At 67.2% G+C, this 26,711-nt stretch carries 30 protein-coding genes; 14 read left to right on the top strand and 16 right to left on the bottom strand.

All coding sequences use genetic code 11. The features are described from left to right. Positions 1-10: 10 nt before the first annotated feature. The 3 genes from RMCB_RS27465 to RMCB_RS27475 all read left to right on the top strand — a co-directional run bounded on the left by RMCB_RS27465 (position 11) and on the right by RMCB_RS27475 (position 2,799). Positions 11-898 carry a type IV toxin-antitoxin system AbiEi family antitoxin gene (locus RMCB_RS27465; RefSeq protein ID WP_062831281.1) on the top strand — a complete coding sequence of 296 codons (888 nt, stop codon included), beginning with the start codon at positions 11-13 and terminating at the stop codon, positions 896-898. A 46-nt stretch (positions 899-944) separates the two neighbouring features. After that, positions 945-1,655, top strand: coding sequence for an MBL fold metallo-hydrolase (locus tag RMCB_RS27470; protein WP_062831282.1), 711 nt, complete (start codon positions 945-947; stop codon positions 1,653-1,655). A gap of 82 nt (positions 1,656-1,737) precedes the next feature. Further along, positions 1,738-2,799 carry a hypothetical protein gene (locus tag RMCB_RS27475; RefSeq protein ID WP_131805586.1) on the top strand — a complete coding sequence of 354 codons (1,062 nt, stop codon included), beginning with the start codon at positions 1,738-1,740 and terminating at the stop codon, positions 2,797-2,799. A gap of 5 nt (positions 2,800-2,804) precedes the next feature. Here the strand turns inward: RMCB_RS27475 and RMCB_RS27480 are convergent, their stop codons facing one another. From RMCB_RS27480 to RMCB_RS27510, 7 genes are read right to left on the bottom strand one after another with little or no spacing between them, the layout of a single operon-like run. Continuing rightward, positions 2,805-3,128, bottom strand: coding sequence for a hypothetical protein (locus RMCB_RS27480; RefSeq protein WP_029373534.1), 324 nt, complete (start codon positions 3,126-3,128; stop codon positions 2,805-2,807). A 12-nt stretch (positions 3,129-3,140) separates the two neighbouring features. Continuing rightward, the gene (locus RMCB_RS27485; RefSeq protein WP_029373533.1) at positions 3,141-4,184 is read right to left on the bottom strand and encodes an LLM class flavin-dependent oxidoreductase; all 1,044 of its coding nucleotides are present in this window, start codon (positions 4,182-4,184) and stop codon (positions 3,141-3,143) included. Continuing rightward, positions 4,181-4,378 carry a tautomerase family protein gene (locus tag RMCB_RS27490; RefSeq protein ID WP_029373532.1) on the bottom strand — a complete coding sequence of 66 codons (198 nt, stop codon included), beginning with the start codon at positions 4,376-4,378 and terminating at the stop codon, positions 4,181-4,183. The genes RMCB_RS27485 and RMCB_RS27490 overlap by 4 nt, the downstream gene beginning before the upstream one ends. 1 nt (position 4,379) lies before the next feature. Next, positions 4,380-5,867, bottom strand: a complete 1,488-nt coding sequence (locus RMCB_RS27495) for an aldehyde dehydrogenase (RefSeq protein WP_062831284.1) — start codon at positions 5,865-5,867, stop codon at positions 4,380-4,382. After that, complete coding sequence (locus tag RMCB_RS27500) at positions 5,860-6,591, bottom strand: alpha/beta fold hydrolase (protein WP_062831285.1); 732 nt, start codon at positions 6,589-6,591, stop codon at positions 5,860-5,862. The genes RMCB_RS27495 and RMCB_RS27500 overlap by 8 nt, the downstream gene beginning before the upstream one ends. Before the next feature lie 5 nt (positions 6,592-6,596). Further along, complete coding sequence (locus RMCB_RS27505) at positions 6,597-7,148, bottom strand: amino acid synthesis family protein (protein WP_029373529.1); 552 nt, start codon at positions 7,146-7,148, stop codon at positions 6,597-6,599. Beyond that, the gene (locus RMCB_RS27510; protein ID WP_062831286.1) at positions 7,145-7,759 is read right to left on the bottom strand and encodes an amino acid synthesis family protein; all 615 of its coding nucleotides are present in this window, start codon (positions 7,757-7,759) and stop codon (positions 7,145-7,147) included. Before RMCB_RS27510 ends, RMCB_RS27505 begins: the two co-directional genes overlap by 4 nt. A gap of 346 nt (positions 7,760-8,105) precedes the next feature. Between RMCB_RS27510 and RMCB_RS27515 the strand changes: the two genes are divergently transcribed. From RMCB_RS27515 to RMCB_RS27530, 4 genes are read left to right on the top strand one after another with little or no spacing between them, the layout of a single operon-like run. Then, positions 8,106-9,548 carry a purine-cytosine permease family protein gene (locus RMCB_RS27515; protein WP_234792261.1) on the top strand — a complete coding sequence of 481 codons (1,443 nt, stop codon included), beginning with the start codon at positions 8,106-8,108 and terminating at the stop codon, positions 9,546-9,548. 35 nt (positions 9,549-9,583) lie between these two features. Next, complete coding sequence (locus RMCB_RS27520) at positions 9,584-10,012, top strand: ester cyclase (protein WP_109784447.1); 429 nt, start codon at positions 9,584-9,586, stop codon at positions 10,010-10,012. Then, positions 10,009-10,509, top strand: a complete 501-nt coding sequence (locus RMCB_RS27525; protein WP_234792262.1) for a flavin reductase family protein — start codon at positions 10,009-10,011, stop codon at positions 10,507-10,509. Before RMCB_RS27520 ends, RMCB_RS27525 begins: the two co-directional genes overlap by 4 nt. Positions 10,510-10,525: 16 nt before the next feature. Beyond that, positions 10,526-11,185, top strand: coding sequence for a GntR family transcriptional regulator (locus RMCB_RS27530; protein ID WP_036426007.1), 660 nt, complete (start codon positions 10,526-10,528; stop codon positions 11,183-11,185). Positions 11,186-11,419: 234 nt separating this feature from the next. Here RMCB_RS27530 and RMCB_RS27535 read toward each other — a convergent pair whose 3' ends face one another. From RMCB_RS27535 to RMCB_RS27560, 6 genes are read right to left on the bottom strand one after another with little or no spacing between them, the layout of a single operon-like run. Next, positions 11,420-12,184 carry an HpcH/HpaI aldolase family protein gene (locus RMCB_RS27535; protein WP_062831289.1) on the bottom strand — a complete coding sequence of 255 codons (765 nt, stop codon included), beginning with the start codon at positions 12,182-12,184 and terminating at the stop codon, positions 11,420-11,422. 9 nt (positions 12,185-12,193) lie between these two features. Further along, positions 12,194-13,144, bottom strand: a complete 951-nt coding sequence (locus RMCB_RS27540; RefSeq protein ID WP_062831290.1) for an aldo/keto reductase — start codon at positions 13,142-13,144, stop codon at positions 12,194-12,196. After that, entirely contained in the window at positions 13,144-13,959 is an 816-nt protein-coding gene (locus tag RMCB_RS27545; protein ID WP_062831291.1) for an ATP-binding cassette domain-containing protein, read from the bottom strand. The genes RMCB_RS27540 and RMCB_RS27545 overlap by 1 nt, the downstream gene beginning before the upstream one ends. Then, positions 13,956-14,774, bottom strand: coding sequence for an ABC transporter ATP-binding protein (locus tag RMCB_RS27550; protein ID WP_234792263.1), 819 nt, complete (start codon positions 14,772-14,774; stop codon positions 13,956-13,958). Before RMCB_RS27550 ends, RMCB_RS27545 begins: the two co-directional genes overlap by 4 nt. After that, positions 14,771-15,709, bottom strand: coding sequence for an ABC transporter permease (locus RMCB_RS27555; protein WP_062831293.1), 939 nt, complete (start codon positions 15,707-15,709; stop codon positions 14,771-14,773). Before RMCB_RS27555 ends, RMCB_RS27550 begins: the two co-directional genes overlap by 4 nt. Further along, positions 15,706-16,704, bottom strand: a complete 999-nt coding sequence (locus tag RMCB_RS27560) for an ABC transporter permease (RefSeq protein WP_084388621.1) — start codon at positions 16,702-16,704, stop codon at positions 15,706-15,708. The genes RMCB_RS27555 and RMCB_RS27560 overlap by 4 nt, the downstream gene beginning before the upstream one ends. A gap of 109 nt (positions 16,705-16,813) precedes the next feature. On the opposite strand from RMCB_RS27560, the gene RMCB_RS27565 reads away from it, so the two are divergent. The 6 genes from RMCB_RS27565 to RMCB_RS27590 are packed head-to-tail and all read left to right on the top strand — an operon-like array spanning position 16,814 to position 23,160. After that, positions 16,814-18,469: an ABC transporter substrate-binding protein gene (locus RMCB_RS27565; RefSeq protein ID WP_084388622.1), complete on the top strand. Its 1,656-nt coding sequence runs from the start codon at positions 16,814-16,816 to the stop codon at positions 18,467-18,469. Continuing rightward, positions 18,466-19,632: a sialidase family protein gene (locus RMCB_RS27570; protein WP_062831295.1), complete on the top strand. Its 1,167-nt coding sequence runs from the start codon at positions 18,466-18,468 to the stop codon at positions 19,630-19,632. The genes RMCB_RS27565 and RMCB_RS27570 overlap by 4 nt, the downstream gene beginning before the upstream one ends. After that, on the top strand, positions 19,629-20,306 hold the full coding sequence (locus RMCB_RS27575) for an SDR family NAD(P)-dependent oxidoreductase (protein ID WP_062831296.1): 678 nt from the start codon (positions 19,629-19,631) through the stop codon (positions 20,304-20,306). The genes RMCB_RS27570 and RMCB_RS27575 overlap by 4 nt, the downstream gene beginning before the upstream one ends. Continuing rightward, positions 20,303-21,376, top strand: coding sequence for a four-carbon acid sugar kinase family protein (locus tag RMCB_RS36680; RefSeq protein WP_063979680.1), 1,074 nt, complete (start codon positions 20,303-20,305; stop codon positions 21,374-21,376). Before RMCB_RS27575 ends, RMCB_RS36680 begins: the two co-directional genes overlap by 4 nt. Beyond that, the gene (gene pdxA, locus RMCB_RS36685; protein ID WP_062831297.1) at positions 21,373-22,380 is read left to right on the top strand and encodes a 4-hydroxythreonine-4-phosphate dehydrogenase PdxA; all 1,008 of its coding nucleotides are present in this window, start codon (positions 21,373-21,375) and stop codon (positions 22,378-22,380) included. The genes RMCB_RS36680 and pdxA overlap by 4 nt, the downstream gene beginning before the upstream one ends. Positions 22,381-22,392: 12 nt before the next feature. Next, positions 22,393-23,160, top strand: a complete 768-nt coding sequence (locus RMCB_RS27590) for a DeoR/GlpR family DNA-binding transcription regulator (RefSeq protein WP_062831298.1) — start codon at positions 22,393-22,395, stop codon at positions 23,158-23,160. 112 nt (positions 23,161-23,272) lie between these two features. Here RMCB_RS27590 and RMCB_RS27595 read toward each other — a convergent pair whose 3' ends face one another. Then, positions 23,273-23,989 carry a type 1 glutamine amidotransferase gene (locus tag RMCB_RS27595; RefSeq protein ID WP_062831299.1) on the bottom strand — a complete coding sequence of 239 codons (717 nt, stop codon included), beginning with the start codon at positions 23,987-23,989 and terminating at the stop codon, positions 23,273-23,275. Continuing rightward, positions 23,986-25,206 (bottom strand): Mur ligase family protein, encoded by a 1,221-nt coding sequence (locus RMCB_RS27600; protein ID WP_062831300.1) that lies wholly within the window; start codon positions 25,204-25,206, stop codon positions 23,986-23,988. Before RMCB_RS27600 ends, RMCB_RS27595 begins: the two co-directional genes overlap by 4 nt. A 99-nt stretch (positions 25,207-25,305) precedes the next feature. Here RMCB_RS27600 and RMCB_RS27605 point away from each other — a divergent pair, with 99 nt between their 5' ends. Then, positions 25,306-26,319: a DEDDh family exonuclease gene (locus RMCB_RS27605; RefSeq protein ID WP_029373509.1), complete on the top strand. Its 1,014-nt coding sequence runs from the start codon at positions 25,306-25,308 to the stop codon at positions 26,317-26,319. Here the strand turns inward: RMCB_RS27605 and RMCB_RS27610 are convergent. Then, on the bottom strand, positions 26,316-26,702 hold the full coding sequence (locus RMCB_RS27610) for an SHOCT domain-containing protein (protein ID WP_029373508.1): 387 nt from the start codon (positions 26,700-26,702) through the stop codon (positions 26,316-26,318). The genes RMCB_RS27605 and RMCB_RS27610 overlap by 4 nt on opposite strands. Positions 26,703-26,711: the final 9 nt, after the last annotated feature.

A 26,711-nucleotide genomic window follows, 5' to 3' on the forward strand; every position in this document is an offset into this window, starting at 1 on the left:
GTATCTGTCCATGGGGGAGTTGCTAATTGGAACCGAAGCGATCGCCGGCGGCGTCGTCACACGACATGAACTGCAGCGGTGGTACCGGCCGATCTTCCGGAACGTCCATGCGCCGAAGAATCGAGTCTTGTCGTTACGGGATCGGACGGTCGGTGCCTGGCTGTGGAGCCACCGCGAAGGCATCGTGACGGGCGTGGCGGCTTCGGCGCTGCACGGCGCGGAATGGGTCGACGACGACATCACGATCGAGTTGCTCTGGGATTACATCCGCTCGCCACACGGCATCGTCGTCCGGCACGAACGGATTGCCGACGAAGAAATCACCTGTATCGAAGGGCTACCCGTGGCGACGCCGGCGCGCGCGGCATTCGATCTCGGCCGGTTTCTACCGCGCAGGAAAGCCATCGAGCGATTGGACGCGCTGATGCGCGCACGCCCGTTCTCTGACGAGGACGTGCACATGCTGGCCAAACGTTATCGAGGCACGCGCGGCGTGGCCAGGCTCAAGGCCGTGCTGCCGTTGGTGGACGGCGGGGCGGCGTCACCTCCGGAGTCCCGCCTGCGATTGCTCTACATCGACGCCGGGCTACCCAGGCCGAGCACCCAGATCACGATCGTTGACGAGTGGGGCCGACTGGTCCGAACCGTCGACATGGGTTGGGAAGATTACAAGGTCGCGTCGGAGTATGACGGCGGTCAGCATCAAACCGACCGCGCACAGTACGTCAAGGATTTGCGGGTGCTGCCCAAGCTCGCCCAGCTGGGATGGGACGTCATGCGAGTGATCAAAGAAGATCGCCAAGCCGACGTGGTCCAGCGGGCCTATCAGGCATTGAAGGCGCGCGGATGGAACGGCACCCTCCGCGAAACGGCATTCCGGCAGCGAAAGTTCGAGTAGACGCCTGCCGGAATGCCGTTTCGGCGGGATCTACTAGCGTCGAGTCATGCCCGACCTGCTTGAGCTGGCGCCCTCGCTGTATCGACTGCGCATACCGGGTGACCGCGCGCATCTGCTCAACTGCTACCTGTGGATCGAGCCCGACGGTGTGACGCTCATCGACACCGGCTGGCCGGACAGTGCCGCGCTGATCGGTGAGGCGCTCACCGCTCTGGGCCGCTCCCGCGCCGATGTGAAACGTATCGTGCTGACCCACTTTCACGAAGACCACTGCGGCTCGGCTGCTGAGATCGTCGGCTGGTCGGACGCGGAAGTGGTTGCCGGCGTTGCCGATTCGCCATACATCCGGGGCGACGAACCCGGACCGGTGCCGCTGCTGACGGACGGTGAGCGGACGATCCGGCCCGACTTCGACACCTCGCCGCACGGCCCAGCATGCCGGGTGGACCGCGCGGTGCGCGACGGCGACGTGCTCGACTTCTCCGGCGGCGCCCGCGTCGTCGCCGCGTGCGGGCACACGCCGGGCAGCATCGGGCTGTATCTGCCCGCCGCTGACGCGGTGCTCACCGGTGATGCGGTCGCAGAGTTCAACGGACAGGTGATCCTCGGTGTCTTCAACACCGACCGGCGTGCCGCCACCGAGTCTCTGCAAAGACTCGCGGCCACAGGCGCGCAGATCGCCGGATTCGGTCACGGGGACGCGGTGCTCACCGGTGCCGCGGCACGTATCGCCGCAGCGGTCGACCCCTTCTCCTGATCGTCCGCGAAATGAGGTAGTCCGCTACGCGTTCCAGCGTGCCGAGCCCGGTCATACCGTCTCAAGTGACAAAGGAGATGTCATGACCATCGCGCAATCTCCTACCAACGGTGTTCCCTCGGCTGCCGTTCGGCCACATCAGGATTGCCCGACGGGCACGCTGTGGGAGGGCCTGAAATCCGGTCTGCCGCCGGTATGGTCGCGCACCGCCCCGTGGCGACAGGCGGTGCAGCGTCGTCGCGTCATGTTGCTCGACGATCTCGCCGGCCTGAACCTCGGCGAGACGCCGTGCCAGGCGGCTGTTCGCGACTACCTGGTCAAAGATCTGCTGGAAGACGCCAATCACGCTTCACAGGCCTGGGTCGGCCCGCTGAAGTGGTGGTGGGGCACCGAGATCGAGCGGGCGTGGTCACGGCTGCGGGAAGTCGACGAGCGCATGGTCGAATTGGTCGACGCGGCTACGCTGCCGGTGTACGCCGCGCGCGCCGCGCAGCGTGGACATGCCTACCTCGACGCTGCCGACCCGCAGCTTCAGCAACTCGACAAGCTCCGTGAGCAACCGAACCCGGACGAAGCGCAGTTGCGTTCAGCCACGGCCGAGGTGTTGCGGGCAGCGCATGCCAAAGCCGATCACGCCAACCGGGAAGCGCGTTATCTGCGCAACCGGCTGCTGATCGCCACAATCTTCTGCATCGTGTTCGCCGGCGCGACCCTGGTGACCCAGGGACTGGTGCAGTCGGTGAATTTCGTTGACAAAAGCGCTGATTGGCACGCAGCCGGCTGGATATGCCTCGGTGTCGTGATGTTGTTCGGAGCGATCGGGGCGCTGTTCACCGCCATCCCGGCCGTATCGAAGATCCCGACCAATTTCGGCCCGTTCAACCTGCCGCTGCAGCAAGGATTGCTCAAGATTGCGTTCGGGCCATTGGTCGCGGTGGTCGGACTCGCGTTGCTGGGCAACGGAGTCGGTCCGATGAAACCTCCGCAGACCGTGCCGGATCTGTTGTTGATGGCGGTGATCTTCGGTGCCGGCCAGCACGCGGTCACCCGCTACGTCGACAAGCGCGCCGGGCAGATCCTGACCGCGGCCGCGCCGACGCCCGCTGCGCACAACACCGGCCGCAACAGTGCGTCGACCGGCTGAAGAACTCAGGACGCCAGACCGGGCGCCAGTTCGTCCAGCATGAGATCGGCGACCGGGCTGCCACCGAGAGGCTTGAGCACCACTGCGTCGGCGATGCCGAGCCGTTGCACGTCGGCAATCAGGCCGGCCAGCCCGCGCGGGGTGCCGACGTACCGCAGCGCGCTGCCTGCAGGCACGTCACCGAGCGCCTCGAACGCCGCTCGAGCATCACGATCGATCAGCACCTCGATGTCGAGCAGCACGGGCCGCTCAGGGGCAGCGGCGCGCTGGCTGGCGGCGCGCCGCTGGGCGTCCTGCAGATCGACGGCGTGAATGCGCACACCATTCATGACTGGGGCTCCTTACTGGAATGCCGGTACGACCTCTTTGATGAACAGTTCGAGGCTCTTGCGCTTTTCGTCGTGCGGCAGGCTGTTGTCGCACCAGAAGCTGAACTCGTCGATGCCGAGCTCTTGGTAGAACCGCAGCCGTTCGATGACCTCGTCGGGCGTGCCGATCATCGCGGTGCGGTGCAGGGACTCCAATTCGAACTCGGGACGCTGCGCGAACTTCGATTCGGGGCTGGGCTCGAGGAACCCGTTGACCGGCGTCGTCTTATTACCGAACCACGCGTCGAACGTGCGGTAGAACTTCGAGATCGCCGCGGCGGCCGGGCGCCAGCCGTCGGGATCCTCGGCGGCATGAACATGAGTGTGGCGCAACACCATGATCTGCGGGCGGGCCACCTCGGGGTGGTTGCCGACCGCGGTGTCGAACTTGCGCTTGAGGTCGACGACCTCTTCGTCGCCCTTCATCAGCGGGGTCACCATCACGTTGCAGCCTTGGGCCACTGCGAAGTCGTGCGAATCGGGGTCGCGCGCCGCGATCCACATCGGTGGCATCGGCTGCTGCACGGGCTTGGGCACGCTCGTCGATGTCGGGAACTGCCAGATCTCGCCGTCGTGCGCATAGTCGCCCTGCCACAGCCTGCGCACCGCGGGCACCAGTTCGCGCAGGTGCTTGCCGCCCTCGGTGGCGGACAGCCCGGGCATCATGCGGTCGAACTCGATCTGGTAGGCGCCGCGGGCAAGGCCAACTTCCATGCGGCCGTTGCTGATCACGTCGAGCAGCGCGCATTCACCCGCAGCCCGAATGGGGTTCCAGAACGGCGCGATGATGGTGCCCGCGCCCAGCCGGATCGTCGAGGTCTGCCCGGCCAGGTAGGCCAGCAGCGGCATCGGGCTGGGCGAGATCGTGTACTCCATGGCGTGGTGTTCCCCGATCCACACCGTGGAAAAGCCGCCGGCCTCGGCCATCAGGGACAGCTCGGCGAGGTTCTCGAAAAGCTGCCGATGGCTGACCGAGGAATCCCACCGTTCCATGTGGACGAACAACGAAAACCTCATGATTGCTCCTTCATCTCAGCGATGGTGAGATCGCCTGTTGCCCAATGAGTCCGGGGAACTTCGCGGACGATGACCCGGATGTGCTCGGGTTGGGTGTCCACGGTCCGCAGCACGGCCTCGTGCACCTCGTGCATCATGGCGCGGATCTGCTCGGCCGAACGGCCTTGCGCGATGGTGACTTCGACGAGTGGCATGTCAGCTCCGCATCACGAACGGGTCGGGCACCGGACCCTCGTCGGTGTTGATCCACACGCTCTTGAGCCGGGTGTATTCCTTCACGGTCTCGGTGCCGTGCTCGACGCCGACCCCGCTGCTCTTGAAACCCTGCCGCGGTGACATGGGAGACATGGCCCGGTAGGTGTTGACCCAGACGGTGCCGGCATCGAGACGTGCGGCCATCCGGTGCGCTCGCGAGAGATTGGCTGTCCACACCCCTGCGGCCAGGCCGTACTCGGTGTCGTTGGCCAGTTGCACGACCTCGTCCTCGGAATCGAACGGCATGATCGCGGCGACCGGGCCGAAGATCTCCTCGCGCACCACCCGCATCTGGTTCGTGACGTCAACCAAAACTGTTGGCTCGTAGAAGAACCCGCCGAGACCGCCGTCGGTGGCGCGCCCGCCGGTGAGCACCCGGGCTCCTTCGGAGCGGCCAAGGTCGACATAGGACGCGACCTTGTCGCGCTGGTCCTCGAACGCCAGCGGCCCGAGCTCGGTGTCGTCATCGAGCGGATTGCCCATCCGGATGCTGCGGGCTCGTTCGGCGACGCGCTCGAGCAACTCGTCGTAGATCGCGCGCTGTGCGAACACCCGACTGCCCGCGATGCACGTCTGCCCGGCGGCGGCGAAGATTCCTGCCACCACGCCGGTCGCCGCATTGGCGACGTTGGCGTCATCGAACACGATGTTGGGGGACTTGCCGCCGAGTTCCAGCGTCGACCCGATGAACCGGCCCGCCGCCGCGGACGCGATCCGCGACCCGGTCGCGGTGCTACCCGTGAACGAGATCTTCGCCAGCCCAGGGTGATCCACCAGCGCCTGGCCGGCCTCTGCACCGAATCCGGTGACGACGTTGACCGCGCCGGGCGGGAAGCCCGCCTCGATCACCAGCTCGGCCAGTTTCAGCACGGTCGCCGACGTGTATTCGGACGGCTTGATCACCACGGTGTTGCCCGCGCACAACGCGGGGGCCAGCTTGCTCGTGGTCAGGGTCAGCGGCGAGTTCCACGGCGTGATCGCGCCGACCACGCCGAGCGGCTCCCGCATGGTGTAGTTGAGCACCTGGCGGTTCGAGGTCGGGATGACATCGCCGTGGATCTTGTCAGCCAAACCCGCGTAGTAGTAGTAATACTCGGGCAGCGTGGCGAGCTGGCCACGCATCTCGCGTAGCAGCTTGCCGTTGTCGAGGGATTCCGAGCGGGCCAGTTCCTCGGCGTGTTCGGCGACGAGATCCCCGAGGCGGCGCAGCAGATGACCACGCTTCGTTTGACTCAGATCGCGCCACCGCGGATCGTGAAATGCCTCGGTCGCCGATGCGACAGCCGCGTCGATGTCGGCGACAGTCCCGCGGGCCGCCTGGTACAGCACTTCGCGGGTGGCGGGGTTGGTGCTCTCGAAGTATTCGCCCGACGCCGGGGCAGTGGGCTTTCCGCCGATGAAGTGCTGCAGTTGCGGGGTTTCAGACATGTACGGACCTTCCGATGAAAGAAGTTATGGCGTCGGCGAGTTCACGCGGGCACTGGACGGGGAGCATGTGCCGTGCGCCGGGCACGATGACCGCTTGGCAGCCGGGGATCGCCGCCGCGAGCCTGCGGGTCATCTCGGGTGTCGAGCCGGGATCGTCCGAGCCGGTGATGGCCAGCGCGGGTGCGGTGATGTGGCCGAGCTGCGATCCGATCTCCGCGTCAGCGGTGGCGAACACCCGGTAGCAGTTCAGGAAGCTGTCTGGATCGTTGGCCAGCAGGGTGGCCTGCGTGCGGGCGATCTGTTCGCGGCTGACGTCGGTGCCGTCGTACCAACGACGCAGGGACGCAGCCGAACTCGCCGCGATGTCGGCGGCCGCGGTGTCGAGCCGGGCCAGCACGGCGTCGCGCTCCTCGGGGGTCCGCCGGCACACCGAGGCCACCGACGTCAGTGTGGCGACCAGCTCGGGGCGGTGCACCGCGAGGTGCTGGGCGACCATGGCGCCGAGCGAGAACCCGACCAGATGTGATCCGGACGGGATCTCGCCGGCCACCCCATCGGCCAAGTCCGCCAACGTCACTCCCGCGGGGGCAGGCGGCCGGTCACCGTGCCCCGGGAGGTCGGGAGCGATGACGTCGAACCGGTCGGCCAGCAGCGCGGTCATTGGCTCCCACACGGTGTGGTCCAGGCCCACTCCGTGCAGCAGGACAAGCGTCGGCCGGGGCACAGGCTTTACTTCTCGCTGCTCAGCGGTGCCAGGCGCTGCTGGGGACGGCCCTGTGAGGCGGCCGCCAACGCGATGATGATCTCGTCGGCGTGCGGGGCGTCGGCGATGCGTACCTCCACGGTCTGGTGGTGCGACCGGATGGTGGCGTCGGTGATGTGCTTGAGCGGGATGTCGAAGGTGACGCCTGCCGGTCCACGCTTCTCGACCGCGGGCAGCAGCGTGGTGGCGTTGGCGGCCTTGCGGAAATGATCGCCGAACTTCAGCGTGTGGATCAGGCCCGAGCCGTGTTCGATCTCGCCGTTCAGCCCGACGATCGCGGCCTTGCCGTACGCCTCGGCGGGCTCTTGGAGGGCCTCGAGCACAAGCGGTGCCAGCAGTGCGCCCACATCCGATGCGGTCGCGTCGATGCCGGGACCCAGGTCGTCTACGAAACCCTGTCCAGCCCAGGGATTTTCAATCACTGCGGCGACCACGGCGACGCGGGCGGGCGGGTTGACCTCACGCCCGCCTTCGGTGCGGATCTCCTCGACGACGGTGGCGATCTTGCGCAATTTCATGACAGGGCACTCTCCAGACTCTTGACGGTGACGGCGGGGTCGGTGGTGCGATCCCCGATCCGGGGGTGGGGCCGTGGGCCGGTTGACCCCGCGGCGATGATGACGAGCTCGTCGGCGCGCGGGCCGTCGGATACCCGGGTGCTCACGGTCTGATAGTGGCTGCGGGTGGCCGCCTTTGTCTTGTGCCACATCGGGACCACCAGTGGCTCACCGGCTTCGGCGCGCACGTCGGCGAAGCAGATGATCGATTCGCCCTCGAGGAACTCACGCATCAGGTTGCCGAAATACGGGGTGTGGATCAGCGCACCACCGTGTTCGATCTCGCCCGCGGCACCGACGATGGCGGCTTTGCCGAACGCCTCGATCGCGTCGACGCCGCCGAGCGCGTCGATCAACCGATCCGTGAGGAGCTGGGCCAGCATCGGGGCGGTCTGGATGACCTCGGGGGTCAGGTCTCGCGACGGCGGAGTGCCGAGCCAGGGATTGCGGATGACCGCGGCGACGCTGGCCTGCAGCGCCGGGCGGGATGGGTACTCGTCCGCCTCGGTCACCACCGTCTCGCGGTAGACGACCACCTTTCGCAGGTCAACCCCGGCGACATTCTGTTGCATGCCACAGACGATAGCCGGACCGGTCTGTTGGGTCAAGGTATGGCGGGCGGCGGCCGTCGACGTGTGGTTCGCGTGGGTGCTGTGTGGACGCGTCGTATCACGTAAATCAGCTGGTAACACGGATTTTACTGCGGCAAAGATGGCCGGGTCGTCCGGTTGTCGGCGAGTGACGACACTTGACCGTTGACATCGACCTGTGACTCGACTTACATTTTGTTGTATGCCAGACGGGCTTCCTGCAGAACGCAGCGATCGCCGGCTGGATTCGGGCTCGCGTGACTGTTTCCACCGTTCGCCGCGCATCGTGGCGCCGGACAGCCGACCATCAACGACACAAGGTGATCCGATGACTACTGATATCTCCCGGGACGTCTCGCCTGCCTCTACCGGCGCGCTGTCCCAGGATCTGCACTACCGCAACAAGATTGCGACTGTCGAACCCTATGGGGTAGACGCCATCCCGGACTCCGAGCGGCACGGTAAGCCGGTGTCGCAGTTCTTCATCTGGTTCGCGGCGGGGATGAACTTCCCGATCATCGTGCTGGGATTTCTGGCCGTCAGCTTCGGACTGTCCTTGGTCTCCTCGGTGACGGCGATCATCGCCGGATCGCTGGTGGGCGCGGTGGTCATGGGTGTGCTTTCCCGCATGGGCGGTCGACTCGGCGTTGCCCAGCAGATCCAGGCCCGCGGCCCGCTCGGGTTCTTCGGCAATTTCGTCCCGGTGGCTTATGTGAACGTCTTCGCCGGTATCGGCTGGGCCGCCGTCACTGTGATCCTCGGCGGCCAGGCGTTACGCGCCTTGATCCCCGCGATTCCGTACTGGCTCGGCACATTCGTGCTGGTGTTCATCCAGCTCGTGGTGGCCGTATACGGCTACAACATGATCCACTTTCTCGAGCGGATCCTGGCGGTTGTCCTCTTCGCCGGCTTCGTGATGATCACCGTGGTCTCGGTGAGCCGCGGCTGGCACGGCGGCTTCGACACGAACCCGCAGGCCCCGTACTGGGTGGGCGGCGTCGGCGGGTGGATCACCTTCGCCGGGTTCTTTCTGTCCTTCCTCATCGCCTGGTGGCCGTTCGCGTCGGACTACTCTCGCTATCTGCCCGACGAAGACCATGTCAACCGCGCCACCGGGGTGTGGACGTTCGCGGGCAACTTTGTTTCGCTGTCTTGGCTGGGCATCGTCGGTGCCTTGTTGGGGAGTTCCGCGGCCAGCGGTGAGAGCGCCATCGATGCCTTGTTCCGGCTGACCGGACCGTTCCATGTCGCCGCGCTGCTGGTGGTGCTGATCTCGTCGTTCTCGCAGAACTTCCTGAACGTGTACGGCGGCGCGATTTCCGTTCAGACCCTGCGCATTCCGATCAGTCGGCGGACTGCCGTCATCATCATCTGCGCGGTGGCGTACGCGATCAGCCTCTGGGCCGACGAAGGATTCGAAGCCAAGTTCAAGACGTTCCTGTTCCTCGGCGCCTACCTCATCGCCCCCTTCGGCGCTGTGCTGCTGCTCGACTATGTTCTTGGGCACCGCCACGACCGCGCCCGTATCGCCGAGCTCTTCGACTCCCGCCGCATCCTGGAATGGGGATTCGTCGCCTGGGTTGTCGGCGCCGCCGCCTCGGCGCTGTTCTGGAACCTGTCGTTCTTCGTCGGCCCGGTCGCCAAGGCGCACCCGGAGTGGGGAGACCTGTCCTACTTCGTCGGGTTCGGTGTCGCCTGCCTCGCGTACGTCGCCACCTACCGACTGCCTCCGCTGTGGCACCGCGCCACGCCGGTCTTCAAGCCGGAGTAGGTGCACCGATGAATCCGCTGCCGAAAGGAAACCCCGTGTCTGACAACGAAACCCGACGCAGCCGCATACAAGAGGCCTGGACTGCCGCGTGGGACCGCGGCGAGGTGGACGCGTTCGACGGCCTGCTCGCCGACAGCTACCAGCGGATCAACGGAACGGGCAGCACCCAGGGCCGCGCCGAGTTCAAGGCGTCGATCACCGCGACTCGCTCGGCATTTCCCGACCTGTTGACCGTCGTCGACGAGGTCGTGGTCGAGGGCGACAGGGCCGCGATCCGCTGGCACAGCACCGGCAGCCACGAACATTCCTTCCTCGGCGTGCCGGCCACCAAGCGTGAAGTCGCGGTCAGCGGAGCGACTTTCGCACGCTTCGAAGACGACCGCATCGTGGAGGAACACGTCACGTGGGATCCGCGGGCGCTGCTGACCGCACTCGGCATCATCGCGGTGGGGCAGGACCGGTGACCGCGCCCGTTCGGCCCGATGTCGACCTGATGAAGCGGGTCAACCGGCAGTTCGTCACCGGGGTCACCGTGGTCACCGCGTTGGACGGGGACAATCCGCGCGGGTTGGCTGTCAACGCGTTCGCGAGCATCTCGCTGGATCCGCCGACCGTCATGGTCGCCGTCCAGCACACGTCGTCGACGCATGACTGCCTCTTCCGTGCCGACCATCTCGCGATCAACATTCTCTCCGCCGACCAACTCGACGTGGTGGGCCGGTTCGCGGTGAAATCCGACGACAAGTTCTCCGGATTGTCCTGGCATGCCGGTCCTTTCGGGAGCCCACTGATCGATCGCAGCTCGGCGGGCATGGAGGTCGAGATCCGCGAGCGACTGCAGGCCAGCACCCACACGGTGTTCATGTGCCGTGTCGTGCATGCCGAGGTCGGCGATCGCCATCCCATGGTCTACAGCGCAGGTAAGTTCTTCGATGGCGGCAACCTGACCGCACTGGGGTAGTGACAGGGGAGTGGCGGTGACCAGCAGTAACGGCTCGATCCAGGGTCGGTTGATCGAGGAGATCAGGCGCCGCATCATCGCGGGCGAGATCTCCCCCGGGGTCAACATCTCCGAGCTGGCCATCGCCGAGGAATTCGGGGTGTCCCGAACCCCGGTACGCGAGACGTTCAAGCAGCTGCAAACCGAGGGCCTCATCGAGATCCGCCCACGGGTCGGCACCTTCGTGACCACTCCGTCGCGCCGTGAGATCACCGAACTGTTCCAGATGAAAGAGCTGCTCGAAGGGGCCGCGGCGCGGCTGCTGGCCCAGCGCGGGCGCGTGCCCGAGATCGACAAGCTCGAGGAGAACCTCCGCCAGGCCGACGAGGCCGTCGCCCGTGACGACCGAGCCCGCTACGCCGAGCTGGTGGAGGAGTTCCACGATTTGTTGATCGTCGGCGCCGACAACAACAAGCTCGAAGCGCACTACCGCATGCTCATGAACCAGCTGGCATACGCCCGGCTGGTCCACACCTCACTGAGTCAGCCCGGCCGGCCCCTGCAATCCGACCGTGAACACCATGTCGTGCTCGATCTCATCGTCGCCAAAGATGGTGACAGCGCCGAACGCGTGATGCGCGAACATGTCCGGGCCAGCCGGCAGGCCTTGCTCGCCGGCCTGGGTGACACTGTGTAGCTGGTCCCCTAGCACCGCGAGCGTGCGTGTCTGTCCCTCGCCACGCCGTGCAGAAGGCAAATGTGCGCTGAGATTCTGCCGTGGACTTCGCGTACGTAACGCGGTGGCGGAGAATTGCGAATTTTCCCGCCACAGCGTTACGTACGCGGAGGGCGTGAGCGTCGGCGTGTCGCACCGGCAGACACGCACGCTCGCGGTGCCACGTGCCACGTGCCACGTGCCACGTGCCAGGCCCTACTCTCCCCGGGCCGCCTTCAAGTGCGCGGCCGAGGCCTGCTTGAGATGCACGATGTCGGAGGCGACGGTCGCGAACGTGTAGCCCTGTGCGAGCCGCTTGGCCGCTGACGCGGGTGCGGGAGGCCGCCGCCCGGCCGCGATACCTGCCGCCGCGGCGGCCTCCCGCACCCGCGTCAGCGCTGCCTCGAACTCGTCGGCCACGGCCGGATCAGACGACGTGGCACCGCCGATCGCCAACCGCAGATCCGACGGCCCGACATACACGCCGTCGAGCCCGGGCACGCGACAGATCTCTTCGACATGAGCCAGCCCGCCGGCGGTTTCGATCATCGCGAGGACCACGGTGTCGCGATTGGCCTCGGCGGGGACGGGCCCGATCCGCAGCTGGGACCGCATCGGGCCGTAGGACCGGATACCCGCGGGCGGATACGTCGCGGCGGCCACTGCGGCCGCGGCTTCCTCGGCAGTGTTGACCATCGGCACGATGACCCCGGCCGCGCCGGCGTCCAGCGCCCGCCCGATCGCGGTGGCGTCGTTGGCCTCCACCCGCACCAGCCCGACGGCGGAGCCCGACGCGTCGATCGCGGTCAGACCCGCCACCATGCCCGAGTAGCCGATAAGCCCGTGCTGCAGGTCGAGTGCGATGTAATCCCAGCCGACGTGGGCTAGCCACTCGGTGGACACCGGGCTGTCGATCACCGACCAGTAGCCCAGCAGCTGTTGGCGATCCCTCAGCCGGGCGGCGAATTCCTGTGCACGCATGGTGGATACCTATCGGTTGTAGTTGGGCATCGGTCCGCGCAGCGCGGCGCCGACCTCATCGCAAGCCGTCACCACATCTTCCGCCAACGGCCCGTGCGCCACCGCGGCGATGTTGGCCTGCAGGTGGCCGACCTTCGACCCGCCGAGCAGGATCGGTCCGGTCGCGGGTTTGGACACCAGCCACCTCAGCGCGAGTTCGGTCAGCGGCATTCCGGCCTTGTCGGCGATCACCGCCAACGCCTCGATGGCCTCGAAGATCGCGGCGTTCCAGTATCTCTGCTTGTACATCTGGGCCAGCCGCGAATCGCCGAACCGTCCCTCGGTGGGGTCGGCGTCGAACGAGTGCCTGCCGGTGAGCAGACCGCCGCCGAGCGGGTTGTAGACGACCGTGGTCAGGTCCGTGACGGCGGCGAACTCGGCGTACTCGTCCTCGATCCGCCGGGCCAGCAGGTTGTAGAGCTGTTGTGCCGCGACAGGGCGGGGTGCGCCGACGGCGTCTGCGACATGGTTGAGTTCGGCGATCTGCCACGCCGCGTAGTTGGACACCCCCAGCGCGCCGATCTTTCCTTCGGCCACGAGTTCGGCCACGGTGGACAGTGTTTCGGTGAGCGGCGCGGCCCGGTCGGGCTGATGGAGATAGAACAGCTCGACGTGGTCGGTCTGCAGTCGCGAAAGGCTGCCCTCGACGCTCGCGCGAAGACCGGCCGCCGACAGCGGTGAGTGCTCGCCGGCGTCGGGATGCGGCATGCCGGCCTTCGTGGCGAGCGTGACGCGATCCCGGCGACCCCGCAACAGGCTCGCGAGGATGCGTTCGGATTCGCCGCCCGCGTAGCCGTTGGCGGTGTCGATATGGGTGATCCCGGCGTCGAGCGCCGCGTCGAGCATGGCCGCGGCGCCGTCCCGGTCGACGGTGTCGCCGAACGTCATGGTGCCGAGGACGAGGGGGCCGAGTTCGGCCATCAGGCAACTCCTTTGAGTAACTGTCGGGGTTTGACGCCGACCATCGTGGTCGGGTCGAGGGCGGCGGCGCGCAGCGCCTGGGTGTAGGGCTCGGCCGGGTGCGCGAGAACGTCTGCGGTGACTCCGCTTTCGACGATCGAGCCCGACGACATCACGATGATGGAGTCGCTGATCTCGCGCACCACGCCGAGGTTGTGTGAGATGAACACGTAGGTCAACCCGGTGTCGCGTTTGATCTCCCGCAGCAGTTCGAGCACCTGGGCCTGCACCGAAACGTCCAGTGCGCTGGTCGCCTCGTCGCACACCAGCAGTTCGGGCTCGCTGGCCAGGGCCCGTGCGATGCCGATGCGCTGGCGTTGGCCGCCGGAGAACTCACCGGGCTTGCGATGTGATGCGCTCGACGGCAGACCGACGCGATCGATCAGCTCGGCGGCCCGTTTCTCGCGGTCGGCACGGCTGCGAATTCCCCTGAGCCGCAGGGGCTCGGAGACGATGTCGACGGCATTGAGATGCGGATCGAGAGATCCGTACGGATCCTGGAAAACCATCTGGATGCGGGATCGGTACGGCTTGAGCCCACGCTCGGAGAGCCGCGCGATATCGGTGCCGTCGAAGCGGATATGCCCCGAGGTCGGCGTGACGAGCCGGACGATCGACTTGGCGATCGTGGACTTACCGCAGCCGGATTCGCCGACCACGGCCAGCGTCGCGCCTTTCGGGACCGAGAAACTGACCTGGTCGACTGCGCGGAAAACCCCTCCCGCGACGGGATATTCGACCACGAGATCCTCGACGGACAGCAGCGGGGTGGTCATGCCGGAACTCCTTGGGGTGCGTGATCGCCGAGCCTGGGCACGGCTGCCAGCAGCTTGCGGGCATAGTCGCTCTGCGGATGGCAGATCAGATCCTCGGCACCGCCGGTCTCGACGAACCTGCCGTCCTTCATCACCATGATGCGGTCCGACATCAACCGGGCCACCCCGAGATCGTGGGTGATCAGCAGCATCCCGACGCCCGTGTTCTCCTGCACTTCCAGTAGCAGGTCGAGGATGCTGGCCTGCACGGTCACGTCGAGGGCGCTGGTCGGCTCGTCGGCGACGATGAGTTCGGGGCTCGCGGCCAGTGCGGTGGCGATCAGCACGCGTTGCAGCATGCCACCGGACAGTTGGTGCGGGTACTTGCCCAGCTGGGTCGCGGGCCGCGGAATCCGGACCTGCTCCAGAAGTTCGACGGCCCTGGCGGTTTCGCGTGCCTTGCCTTTGATGCCGCTGTGCCGGATGGCGTCGCGCAGCTGAGCGCCGATGTTGTGGACGGGACTGAGCGCGGTCATCGGATCCTGCGGGATCAGTGCGATGTGCCTGCCGCGGACCTTCTCCAGCGCCTTGGTGTTGCCGAGAATGTCGGTGCCCTGGAACTCGGCGCGGCCGGACAGCACCGCGAGATCGGAGGGCAGCAGGCCAAGGATGCCCATCGCGGTGGTCGATTTCCCGGAGCCGGATTCACCGATGATCGTGACGGTTTCGCCGGCGTCGATGCAGAAGGACACCCCGTCCACCGCGCGGATCACGCCGTTCGCGGTGATCAACTCGACTTGCAATGCGTCGACTTTCAGCAGGTTTCCCATGCTCATGCTGCTTTCTTGGAGAGCGGAAGGCGTTTGAGCAGACCGAACTTGAAGCCACCGCTGCGGTCGCGGAGGCCGTCGCCGAGCAGGTTCACCCCGATCACGAGGACGGCGATCACCAGACCGGGCAGCGTCACCAGCCACCACGACGTGGTGACGTAGTCCTGGCCGTCGGAGATGATGCGGCCCCACGTGGCGAACGGCCGTTGCGGCCCGGCGCCGAGGTAGCTCAGCGCACTTTCCAGCAACACGGCTTGCGCGAGCAGCAGCAGCACCACGAGCGACACCTGCTTGACGACGTTGGGTATGACGTGGCGCAGCAGGATCGCGAAGCCGCCCAGCCCGAGAACCCTCGCCGCTGCGACGTAAGGCTTTTCGCGTTCGACGAGGCACAGTGAGCGGGTCAACCGGGCGATCTCGGGCCACTGTGCGATCGCGATGACGAACGTGATCACGGGGATCGACGGGCCGAACAGGGCCACCACGAGGAGCAGCATCATGAGCAGGGGCAGCGACAGTTGGGCTTCCAGCAGTCGGCTGACCACGGCGTCGACCCATCCGCCCCAGTATCCGGCGGCCGCGCCGAGCACCAGCCCGATGAGTCCTGACACCACTACCGCGAGGATGCCGACGGTCAGCGACACCTGACCGCCGTAGAGCACGCGGGCCAGCAGATCGCGGCCGAGCTGATCGGTGCCGAACAGGTGCCCGTCGGTCAGCGGGGGCAGGCGGCGTTCGCCGAGATGTGTGGCATCGGGCGACGGCAACGGCAGCACCCGCGCGAACGCGACCGGCAGGACCACCAGCAGCGTGCACACGCTGCCGACCCAGATCTTGACGCGGCTGTCGCGGGCCCGGCGGGTCGCGCCGGCCTTGGCGATGTCGCGCGCGGTGACAGCGCTCGGCCGCGGTTGGGCAGGCGGGGCGACGAGAGTGGTCATTTGGCGGTTCCTTTCCCGAGCCGGACCCGTGGATCGAGAAGCGGATAACAGAGGTCGACGAGAAGCTGCACGAGCACCGCGAGGGCGGCGGTGACCAGCACGGTGGCCTGGATCAGTGGGTAGTCACGGGTCTCAAGAGCCCGGACGACGAGCGAGCCGACACCGGGCCATGCGAACACCACCTCGACGACGACGACACCGTTGAGCAATGAGGCGAAGCGCGTGCCCAGTGCCGTCAGCACCGGGATGGCCGAATTGCGCATCGCATAGCGCCAGATCAACTGGCGTTCCGAGACGCCCCGGGCCCGCGCGACGGTCACGTACGGCGACGTGAATGCGCCGACCATCTCACGCCGCACGAGCCGCGAGATGAGGGCGATCTGCAGGATCGCGATGGTCACGGTCGGGAGCACGAGACTGGACCACGTCGCGAAGCCCGCGGTCGGGAAGATCGGGATGAGCACCGCGAAGACCGTGATGAGCATGAGCCCGGTCCAGAAGTCGGGCATGGACTGGCCGGCGATGGTGACGGCGTTGGCGCCGAGTTCGCGTCGGGTGTCGGCATTTCGGGCCATCCACACGCCGAGCGGAACCGAGACGACCGTCGTCAGCAGGATCGACGCGATCGACAGCGTGAGGGTGTAGGGCAGCCGGTCGAGCACCACATCCAAGGCCGGCGCCTGGAACGAATAGGACGTGCCGAGGTCCAGGTGCAGCAGCCCCTGCAGGTACCGCAGATACTGCACGAACACGGATTGATCCAGTCCCATGCTGGTTCGAATGCGCTCGATGTCGTCGCTGCTGGCAAGCGGTCCGGCCATGGCGTAGGCGGGGTCGCCCGGCGCCAACCGGACCAGCACGAACACCGTGGTCAGGGTCAGGAAGATCGCCAGTGCGCTCTGCCCGAGGCGTTTGGCGATGTAGCGCGGGAGGGCAGCCGACGCCAGTCGGGATGCGCCCGTGCGGGTCGGCGCAAGGGTCACCTGCTGGGTCATCGAGTTCTCCGAGGTGGTGGCGGAAAGTCCATCGTCGACCTTTCTGTTACACAGCTCACAATGTCATGACTGCGTATTGCGCGCAAGTATCAACCCAAAGTTGCGCGTTATGCGCAATCCGATTAGAGTTCCCTGTGTCCACCATCACACTGATCCGTATGCCGCCTGGAGGTCGACCGTGACCAAATCGATTCTGGATCAGCAGTTTTCCCGCCGAGCGCTGCTGCGGTCGAGCCTGTTCGCGGGCGCTGGGCTGGCATTCGGCGCGACGGCAGGCTCGTTGGCCGGCTGCGCGACGCCGACCGGCACACCCGGGCCGACCACCATGAGTCTCGGCCTCAACCGGTCGCTCGTGAGCCTGGACAACAAGCTCAACCAGTTCGACGCGGCGCTGACCGTCCAGCGCGGAGTCCGGCAAGCCCTGACCGAGATCAATCACGACCTGCGCCCGCAGCTCGTGCTGGCCGACCAGTTCAGACTCACCTCCCCGACGCAGTGGTACGTGCACCTGCGACCCGGCGTGCGGTACTCCGACGGCTCGCCGGTGCGCGTCGAAGACGTCGCGACCGCCCTCAAGATGTACAGCGAGGTCAACGGATCGTTCGTCGCCGGGTTCTTTCCCGAGTTCCCGACGGTCGAGGCGATCGACGATACGAGCTTCACACTCAACACCGTGCGCCCGGTGCCGGTGCTGGACTACCTGATGTCCAACATCCTCATCACGCCGGCGGCCGCCAACAAACCCGAGGAGTTGCAGAGCGGCGTCGGCACGGGCCCGTACGTTGTCACGGAAAGCAACCGCGGCGCAGGCACCTACACCCTGGTGCGCAACGACAAGTACTGGGGCGCACCGGCACATGTCGAATCGGTGCGGGTGCGCTTCATTCCCGACGAGACCAGCCGGGTCGTCGCGCTGCGCAGCGGTGACATCGATGTGATCGACTCCATCACCCCCGATTCGGCCGACCAGCTCGACGGCCTCGCCGGCGTGGCCATCGACCGCGTCGACGGCGTGCGCCTCAACCAACTGTTCTTCAACTTCCGTAAGCCCAAGGGACATCCGATCGCCGACGCCCGTGTGCGCCGCGCACTGACCTATGCGATCGACGGCAGGTCGTTGATCGACGAGGTCATGCAGGGGTCGGCCACGGCGTCGCGCGGCGTCATCCCGCTGACCCTGGACGGGGCCATCGAGACGGGGGAGTACAGCTACGATCCCGGGCGGGCGAAGGCCGAACTCGACGCGCTCGGCATCCGCGATCTCGATCTCAAAATCATCTGGGAATCAGGAGAATTCGCGGCCGACACCGACATCATGGAGTCGGTCGTGCAGATGCTCGGCGCGGTCGGCGTACGCGCCCGGCTGCAACAGTTCGAACCCGGCGGCGACATCATGCAGTGGCGCCAGGGCAAGACCGGGGACTGGGACGTGCTGGGCAACGGCTTCCCGAGCCCGACGGGCCTTGCGCTGACCATCATGCAGGGCATGTACGCCGGAACCCCCGAAAAGGAAGCCACCCGCGACAGCTACCACGGCTACGTCTTCCCCGAGATCACCGCGGTCATCACCCAGGCCTCCGAGGAACCGGACCCGAAACGCCGCGCCGCGCTGCTCGCCGACGCGCAACGAAAGATCTGGGACACCTGCCCCATGCTGTGGTCGTTCGTCCCCAAGGCCGTGCTGGCCCGCCGCACGCGCATCGAAGGAATCACCTTGCGTCCCACCAACTCCTACAACCTGACGGCGGTGTCCCTGCGCTCATGAGCACCTCACCGACCACCACCGACGGCACCGTTCGCGCCACCACCGAACCCGGACGGCGCCAGGCCTTGTTGCCGCTACCCCAGGTACAGAATCACGCGGCCAACCTCACGGTGTTGCCCGACGGCGCCCTGGCGTGCGTGTGGTTCGCCGGAACCCAGGAAGGCGTCCCGGACATCAGTGTGTGGTTCTCGCGCCTCGACGGCGACACCTGGACCGCGCCGGTGCAACTGTCCGACGATCCGACACGCTCGGAGCAGAATCCGGTGCTGCACGTGGCCAAATCCGGTGCGCTGTGGCTCATGTGGACCTCACAACACGCGGGCAACCAGGACACCGCCCGGGTGTTGCGCCGCATCTCGACCGACGGTGGGGCCAGCTGGGGGCCGGTGCACACGCTGCTTCCGGAGACCGACGAGGGCGGCGTATTCGTCCGCCAGCCGATCGTGACGCTGCCGAGCGGGCGTCTGTTGCTGCCCATCTTCCACTGCGTCAAGATGGCCGGCCGTAAATGGGTGGGAGACCACGATTTCAGCGCGGTGATGATCTCCGACGACGCCGGTGAAACCTGGCGTGAGGTCGCGGTGCCCGACAGCACCGGTTGTGTGCACATGAACATCGGTAGGCTCTCCGACGGCACCTTGGTGGCGCTGTACCGCAGCCGGTGGGCCGACTTCGTGTACCGCAGTACCTCGACCGACGACGGTGAGACCTGGACCGCGCCGGAGCCGACCGAATTGCCCAACAACAACTCGTCCATCCAGTTCGTCGTGTTGCCGGATGATCGACTTGCGTTGGTGTTCAACGATTCCAGCGCCGAGGATGCCACCGAGCGAAGAACCTCGCTGTACGACGAGATCGACGACGACGGGTTGGCCGCGACGCAGGAAAAGCCCGCCGAACAGCTGGGCCGCGCGTTCTGGGGCGCACCGCGGGCGCCGATGACGCTCGCGATCTCTTCCGATGCCGGGCTGAGCTGGCCGACCCGGCGCAACATCGAGGTCGGGGACGGCTACTGCCTGTCCAACAACTCTCGCGACGGGCTCAACCGCGAATTGTCCTACCCGACCATCACCGCGACCGGCGACCGCCTGCACATTGCGTTCACCCGGTTCCGGCAGGCCATCGAGTACGTCGAAGTGACCGACGACTGGGTGAGCGGATGACCACGGCCGTCGTCACCGGCGCGAGCTCCGGCATCGGCGCGGCCACCGTACGCCGGCTGCTCGATGACGGCTGGCATGTGATCGGGCTCAGCCGCCGCGAACCCGAAATCACACACGACGAATTCGACTGGCGTCCTGCCGATCTCGACGACTCCACCGGATTGCGCGAAATCCTCTCCGGGTTGGGCGATGTCGACGCCGTGGTGCATGCCGCAGGACTGCAGCACAGTGCACCGCTGGGGCAGTTGAACCCGGACCACGGCCTCGTGATGTGGCGCGTGCATGTGGCTGCCGCCGAAGTCCTCGTCGACACGCTGGCGCCGCGCATCCGCGACGGCGGCCGCATCGTGCTCGTCGGCAGCCGCACCATGGCCGGCAGCGCGGGCAAAAGCCAGTACGCGGCAACCAAATCCGCCCTCACGGGGCTGGCGCGGTCCTGGGCCGCGGAACTCGTGGGCGGCGGCATCACCGTCAACGTCGTCGCACCGGGACCGACAGACACCCCGATGCTGCGCGACCCGGCCCGGTGCAGCACGCCACCGAAGACTCCGCCGATGGGCCGGTTCGTCGCGCCCGAGGAGGTCGCGGGACTGATCGGGTTTCTGCTGGGGCCGCACGGCGCGAGCATCACGGGGCAGGCCATCGTGCAGTGCGCGGGGGTGTCCCTGCCATGACGCCGATTCTGGTGCTGGCCGACGATCTGTCGGGTGCGGCGGAGGTGGCCGGCGGATTCCTCGGCCGCGACGCCGATCTGACGCTGCATCTGGGCGCCGGGCGAGTGACGTCCGGGGTGACGGTCGTCGACCTCGACACCAGGACCATGTCGGCCGCCGATGCGGCGCGTACCGTGGCCGAGGCGCTCGACGGTATTCCGACCGACACCCGCGTGGTCAAGAAGATCGACTCACTGCTGCGCGGACACATCGGCGCCGAAGTCGGGGTACTCGCGAAACGGGGACCGGTGCTCGTCGCCGCTGCCCTGCCCGCGCTGCGTCGCCGCGTCGAAGGCGGCGTGCTGCACGTCGATGGCACACCGTTGCACGAAACCGATTCCTGGCACGCCGAACTCAGCCTTCCGCCACGAACGGTCGCCGAACTGTTCGGCTCCGGCGACATCACGATCTGCGACGCCCAGACCGACGCCGACCTCGACCGCATCGTCGTCGACGCCGGACCCGACGTGCAGTTGGTCGGAACGGCCGCGCTCGCAGCCGCGGTGGCCCGGACCCTTCCTGCCGCACCGGTTCCCGTGAGCCCGCGGGATGGGCGGGCCGTGCTCGTCGTCGTCGGCACGGCGGCCCCGGCCGCGCGGGAGCAGATCGCGGCGCTGGATCCCGACGGCCGCGCCACCGTGACCGTCGGCGCGCGACAGTTGCTGTGCGACAAGGCCGATCCTGAACCTGTGCGGCATGCGCTGGCGCGCGGCACCGCGGTGCTGACGATCGGTGGTGCGGTGGAGCCTGCCGAGACAACGGCCGTTTGCCGCGCACTCGCGACGTACGTCGCTGACCTCCAGCGCACAGTGCAACCCGATCTCGTGCTCACCGGAGGCGAGACCGCCAGGGCTGTCGTCGATGCGATCGGCATCACGACGCTGCGGCCGGTTCATCAGATACACCACGGCGCTGTGGTTTCCGAAGCCTCCGACGGCAGGCGCATCGTGACGCGTCCCGGCAGCTTCGGCGAGAGCGACAGCCTGGTCGCGATAGTCCGTTACCTCACCCGACAGAAGGATCAGTCATGACAATCAGCCCAACCATCGCTGTCACCATGGGCGACGGCGCCGGGGTCGGCCCCGAAGTGGTGGTGCCCGCACTGCTCGACGAGGGCGTGCTCAGCCGCTGCAACCCCGTGGTGATCGGAGACGCCAAACGGCTGCGGCGAGCTGCCGACCTCCTCGGCATCGACGCGAGGATCAACGCCGTCACGTCACCCGCCCAGGCCGTGCCCACGCCCGGCGTGATCAACGTCATCGACCTGGATCTGCTGCCCGAGGATCTGCCGTGGGGCGAGCTGTCCGCCGTGGCGGGCAACGCCGCCTACGAATACATCAGGGTCGCAGCCGAATTCGCGGTCCGCGGTGAGGTGCAGGCGATCTGCACGGCCCCGCTGAACAAGGAAGCCCTGCACGCCGCGGGACACATCTACCCCGGCCACACCGAACTGCTGGCACATCTGACGGGCACCGAAGAGGTGTCGATGATGCTGTCGACGCCGAAACTCAAGGTCATCCACGTCACCACCCACATCGGTCTGATCGACGCGGTCGCCCGGATCGAGCCCGGTCTGGTCGAGCGGACCATCCGGCGCGGCCATGACGCCCTCGTGCGATCGGGCTTGGCGCAGCCCAAGATCGGCGTGTGCGGCATCAACCCGCACGCCGGCGAGAACGGTTTGTTCGGCTACGGCGAGGAGGAACAGAAGATCATCCCCGCGGTCGAGAAACTCAAGGCCGAGGGTGTCGACGTGCACGGCCCGCTGCCCGCCGACACCGCGTTCTTCCTCGCGGGCCGCGGCGATTACGACCTGATCGTGGCGATGTACCACGACCAGGGCCACGGCCCCGTGAAGGTGCTCGGCATCGAAGCCGGGGTCAACATCACGGTCGGGCTACCGGTGATCCGGACCTCGGTCGACCACGGCACGGCGTTCGACATCGCCGGCAAAGGCATTGCCGAGCACGGCAGTATGATCGAGGCGCTGCGTCAGGCGACGGAGCTGGCAACCAGCACAGCGACGGTGAGGTAACCGGGAAGACGTATGGCCATCCGTGAGTCGCAGGCCCGCCGGTCCGAGATCGTCCGACTGGCCAGGTCGATCGGGTTGGCCAGTGTGGAAGAGCTCTCGGCGCAGTTCGGGGTGACCGCCTCGACCATCCGGCGCGACCTCAGCCAGCTGACCGCGCAAGGCCTGATCGCACGTACCTACGGCGGGGCGATCGCGCTGGACCAGCAACCCGAATCCTCGCTGCGGCAGCGGGCATTGGAGGGATTCGACGCCAAGCGCGCGATCGCCCGGTGGGCCGCCGACCAGGTGCAGCCGGGTGAGACCATCCTGCTCGACGCCGGAACCACGGTGGGCGCGATGGGCCAGTTCCTCACCGATGTCCGCGATCTCGTCGTGGTCGCGGCCGGACTGACGGTGCTCGAAGCGCTCGCCGACGCCGACGACATCCGCGTCGAGTGCATCGGCGGCACGATGCGCCATATCAGTCAGGGCTTCATCGGTCCGCTCGCCGAGGCCACGTTGCAGCGGCTGACGTTCGACCGCGCGTTCCTCGGCGCCGACGCCGTCACTGCGGAACTCGGCATCTGCGAGGCAGAGCTGGTGCAGACGCGGCTCAAGGAGATCATGATCGAGCGGGCCGACCAGGTGTACGTGTTGGCCCACGCCGAGAAGCTCGGCCACCGCCCGTTTCACGCGTGGGCGCCGATCCCGCCTGGGGCCACCTTGGTCACCGACAGTGCGGCCACCGATGAACAGGTCGCGCCGTTCGAGGACGTGGGAATCACCGTCGTCCGCGTGTAGTACTCGCGAATTCGACGAAAACGCCGCAAAAGCGCCGGGCGCCGAGCGACATTTTTTGTCGAACTCGACGCCCTCATGCCCGGCAGACACGCACGCTCGCGGTGCCGACGCTCTAGGCCCGGCGCGGGGCAGCCAGCCGCTCCTTGCGCAACAGATCGACCTCGGGCAGTTCCAGGGGAGGCAAATCGCCGATCACGCGGGTCAGCAGATGATCGGCCAGCTCCGGGTTGCGGGCCAGGCACGGCCCGTGCAGATAGGTGGCCACCACGCTGCCCTGCACCGCGCCGTCGTTGCCGTCGCCGGCCCGGTTGCCCGCGCCTTTGGTGACTGCCGCCAGTGGGCGGGCATCAGGGCCGAGAACCGTTCCGCCGCGGTGATTTTCGAAGCCGGTCAACGGCTGCGTGAGCCCGTCGAGCAACGGCGTGGACGCCACCTCGCCGATGGTCCTGGCCTCCTGCGGTGACGTCGTGACGTCCAGCAGGCCGACGCCTTCGACGCGTTCGCCTGCGGAGGTCTCATACCAGTGGCCCAGCACCTGGATCGCCGCGCAGATCGCCAGCACGGGCGCGCCCCGCGAAACCGCTTCCTGCAGACCGGGATACCGGATCAGGTGCTTGGTGGCCAGGCGCTGTGCGTAGTCCTCGGCACCGCCGAGGGTGTAGAGATCGCACGAGTTGGGCACCGCGTCGGCCAGCGTGATCTCGACGATCTCGGCGTCGATGCCGCGCAGCCGAAGCCGCTGCCGCAACACCACCGCATTGCCGCTGTCGCCGTAGGTGCCCATCACGTCGGGAAGCACCAACCCGATGCTGACCGTTGAGGTGGTCATGAGATCCGCCGATTCAGTTGCAGGAACGCGGTGTAGTTGGCGATGACCTCGACATGCCCGGGCGGGCAGGAATCGATCGCGGCGACGGTGTCGTGCACGAGGGTGTGCTCGACGCCCGCGTAGCCCAGTCGCACCGCGAGGTCGGTACCGCGCTCACCGGCCGCGACCACTTGGGTGTGGGCGAAATGTTCGAAGGTCACGTCCCACAACCACGACAGGTCCTCACCATCGGGAACTTGCCCGTTGACGGCGATCACCACACCCGCGCCGTGTTTGTCCACCATCGACAGCGCCTCCTGCCATCCGGCCGGGTTCTTGGCCAGCAGGATCCGCGCGGTGTGCGAGCCGATCTGCACCGTGCGGTATCGCCCGGCCACCTCGTCGACGCCGGAGACCGCGGCCACCGCGGCAGCCGGGTCGGCGCCCAATGCGACAGCCGCAGCGACGGCTTGGGTGGCGTTGCCGCGGTTGACCGCCCCCGGCAGCGCCAGCGTCATCGGCAGCACCAGCCCGTCGGGGCCGTAGATGTGGGTGTCGTCGAACCACCATTGCGGGCTGGGGCGCTTGAAGTCGGTTCCGGTGGAGTACCAACCCGTGCTGTCGCGCACGATGATCTCGCCGGAGCGTGGGCAGCTGACCGAGTCGCCGGCCCAGCTGCCGCCGGCGGCCACCCACACCACGTTCGGGCTGTCGTAGGCAGCCGAGGTCATCAGGACGTCATCGCAGTTGGCCACGATCACCGCGCCGGGGTGCCGGGCCAGGCCGCCGCGCAGCGTGCGTTCGATGTGGTTGATCTCACCGACCCGGTCCAGCTGGTCGCGAGACAGGTTGAGCAGCACGATCACCGACGGGTCCACGGCATCCGATACGTGGGGGACGTGCATCTCGTCGACTTCCAGGGCCGCCAACGACGCGGATCGTGCCCCGGCCAGCGCGGCCACCAGCCCGGCGTCCATGTTGGCGCCTTCTGAGTTACTGGCCACCGGGCCCACCGTGGCCAGCGCCGCCGCGGTCATCCGCGTGGTGGTCGACTTGCCGTTGGTGCCGGTCACCACGACAGTGCGACGGCCTTGTCCCAGCTGGCTCAGGATCGACCGATCCAGCGTCATCGCGACCAGGCCGCCGATCATTGCGCCTGCGCCGCGACCGGTCACCCGCGACGCCCAGCGTGCGGATGCTCCGGCCGCGAGTGCGGCACGTCCGCGCAGGGTCAGCATTCCGGCGATTTTAGGTGCACGGCACGCTGGACCGCTGAGCGAGGCGCCGCGCGGCGCGCCAATCGGACTCTGTCGGACATGCGTGCCATCCTGGCGACTATGAGCACCGCACCGCCGTTGACGGCCCGCCCGTCGTGGGGCCGACCGGCTGCCGAGCCGGGCGCGGGCTGGGCCGTCGTCGACGTCGAGACCTCGGGCTTTCGGCCCGGGCAGGCCCGCATCGTGAGCGTGGCCGCGCTGGCGGTCGGCGATGACGGCAGTGTCGAGCACAGCGTCGCCAGCCTGCTCAATCCGGGTGTCGATCCGGGCCCCACGCACGTGCACGGGCTCACCGCGGAGATGCTGGAAGGCCAGCCGACCTTCGGAGACGTCGTCGATCAGCTCATCGACGTGCTGCGCGGGCGCACGCTGGTGGCCCACAACGTGGGTTTCGACTACGGCTTCCTGACCGCCGAGGCCGAGTTGGTCGGCGCCGAGCTGCCCATCGACTCGGTGATGTGCACCGTCGAGTTGGCGCGCAGGCTGGAACTGGGCACGGAGAACCTGCGGCTGGAGACACTGGCCGCGCACTGGGGCGTCAGCCAGATGCGCCCGCACGACGCGCTCGACGATGCCCAGGTGCTGGCGCAGATCCTCAAGCCGACCCTGGCCCGCGCCCGCGACCGCAAGGTGTGGCTGCCGCTGCGCGAGGTCGGCCGCAAGCGCTGGCCCAACGGCCAGGTCACGCATGACGAGCTGCGGCCGTTGAAGGTGCTGGCGTCGCGGCTGCCGTGTCCGTACGCCAACCCCGGGGCTTATGTGCCCGGCCGGCCGCTGGTGCAGGGCATGCGGGTCGCGCTGTCGGCGGAGATGACGCGCACGCACGAGGAGGTCATCGAGCGCATCCTCGATGCCGGCCTGGCCTACACCGATGCCGTCGATCAGCAGACCTCGTTGGTGATCTGCAACGAGACCGCACCGGATCAGGGCAAGGGATACCAGGCTCGTGAGCTGGGAGTGCCACTGGTCGCCGACGGGGAGTTCATGACCCTCATCGGTCACGTCGTGGGTGGGGCCGACGTCGAGGAGTTCGTCGACAGCCCGCCCGACGGCGACCAGTTCACGTTGTTCTAGCTCAGCGCCTTGGCCTTGAGAGCCTCGTACTCGGCCTGGTTGATGGTTCCCGCGTCGAGCAGTGCCTTGGCGTCGGCGATCTCCTGGGCAGGTGTGCGTCCGGCCGCCTCGCGGATATAGGCGTCGGTCTCCTGCTTGGCGGCAGCGGCGGCCGTGGCCGCGCGCTGAGCCATCCCCTTGCCCCGGACGATCAGGTAGACGAACGCCGTGAGCCAGGGGAACACGATCAGGAAGATCACCCAGACCGCCTTGATCCAGCCGGAGGTCTCATGATCGCGCCAGAACAGGTCTCCCAGGATCTGGAACAGCACCAGCAAATATGCAATCCACGCGAAGATGATCAGGAAGTGCCAGAGAAAGTCCCACGATGATCCCCAGTCCATGGGTGGCTC

Source organism: Mycolicibacterium brisbanense (assembly GCF_001570425.1).
GTDB classification, from domain to species: Bacteria; Actinomycetota; Actinomycetes; order Mycobacteriales; family Mycobacteriaceae; genus Mycobacterium; species Mycobacterium brisbanense.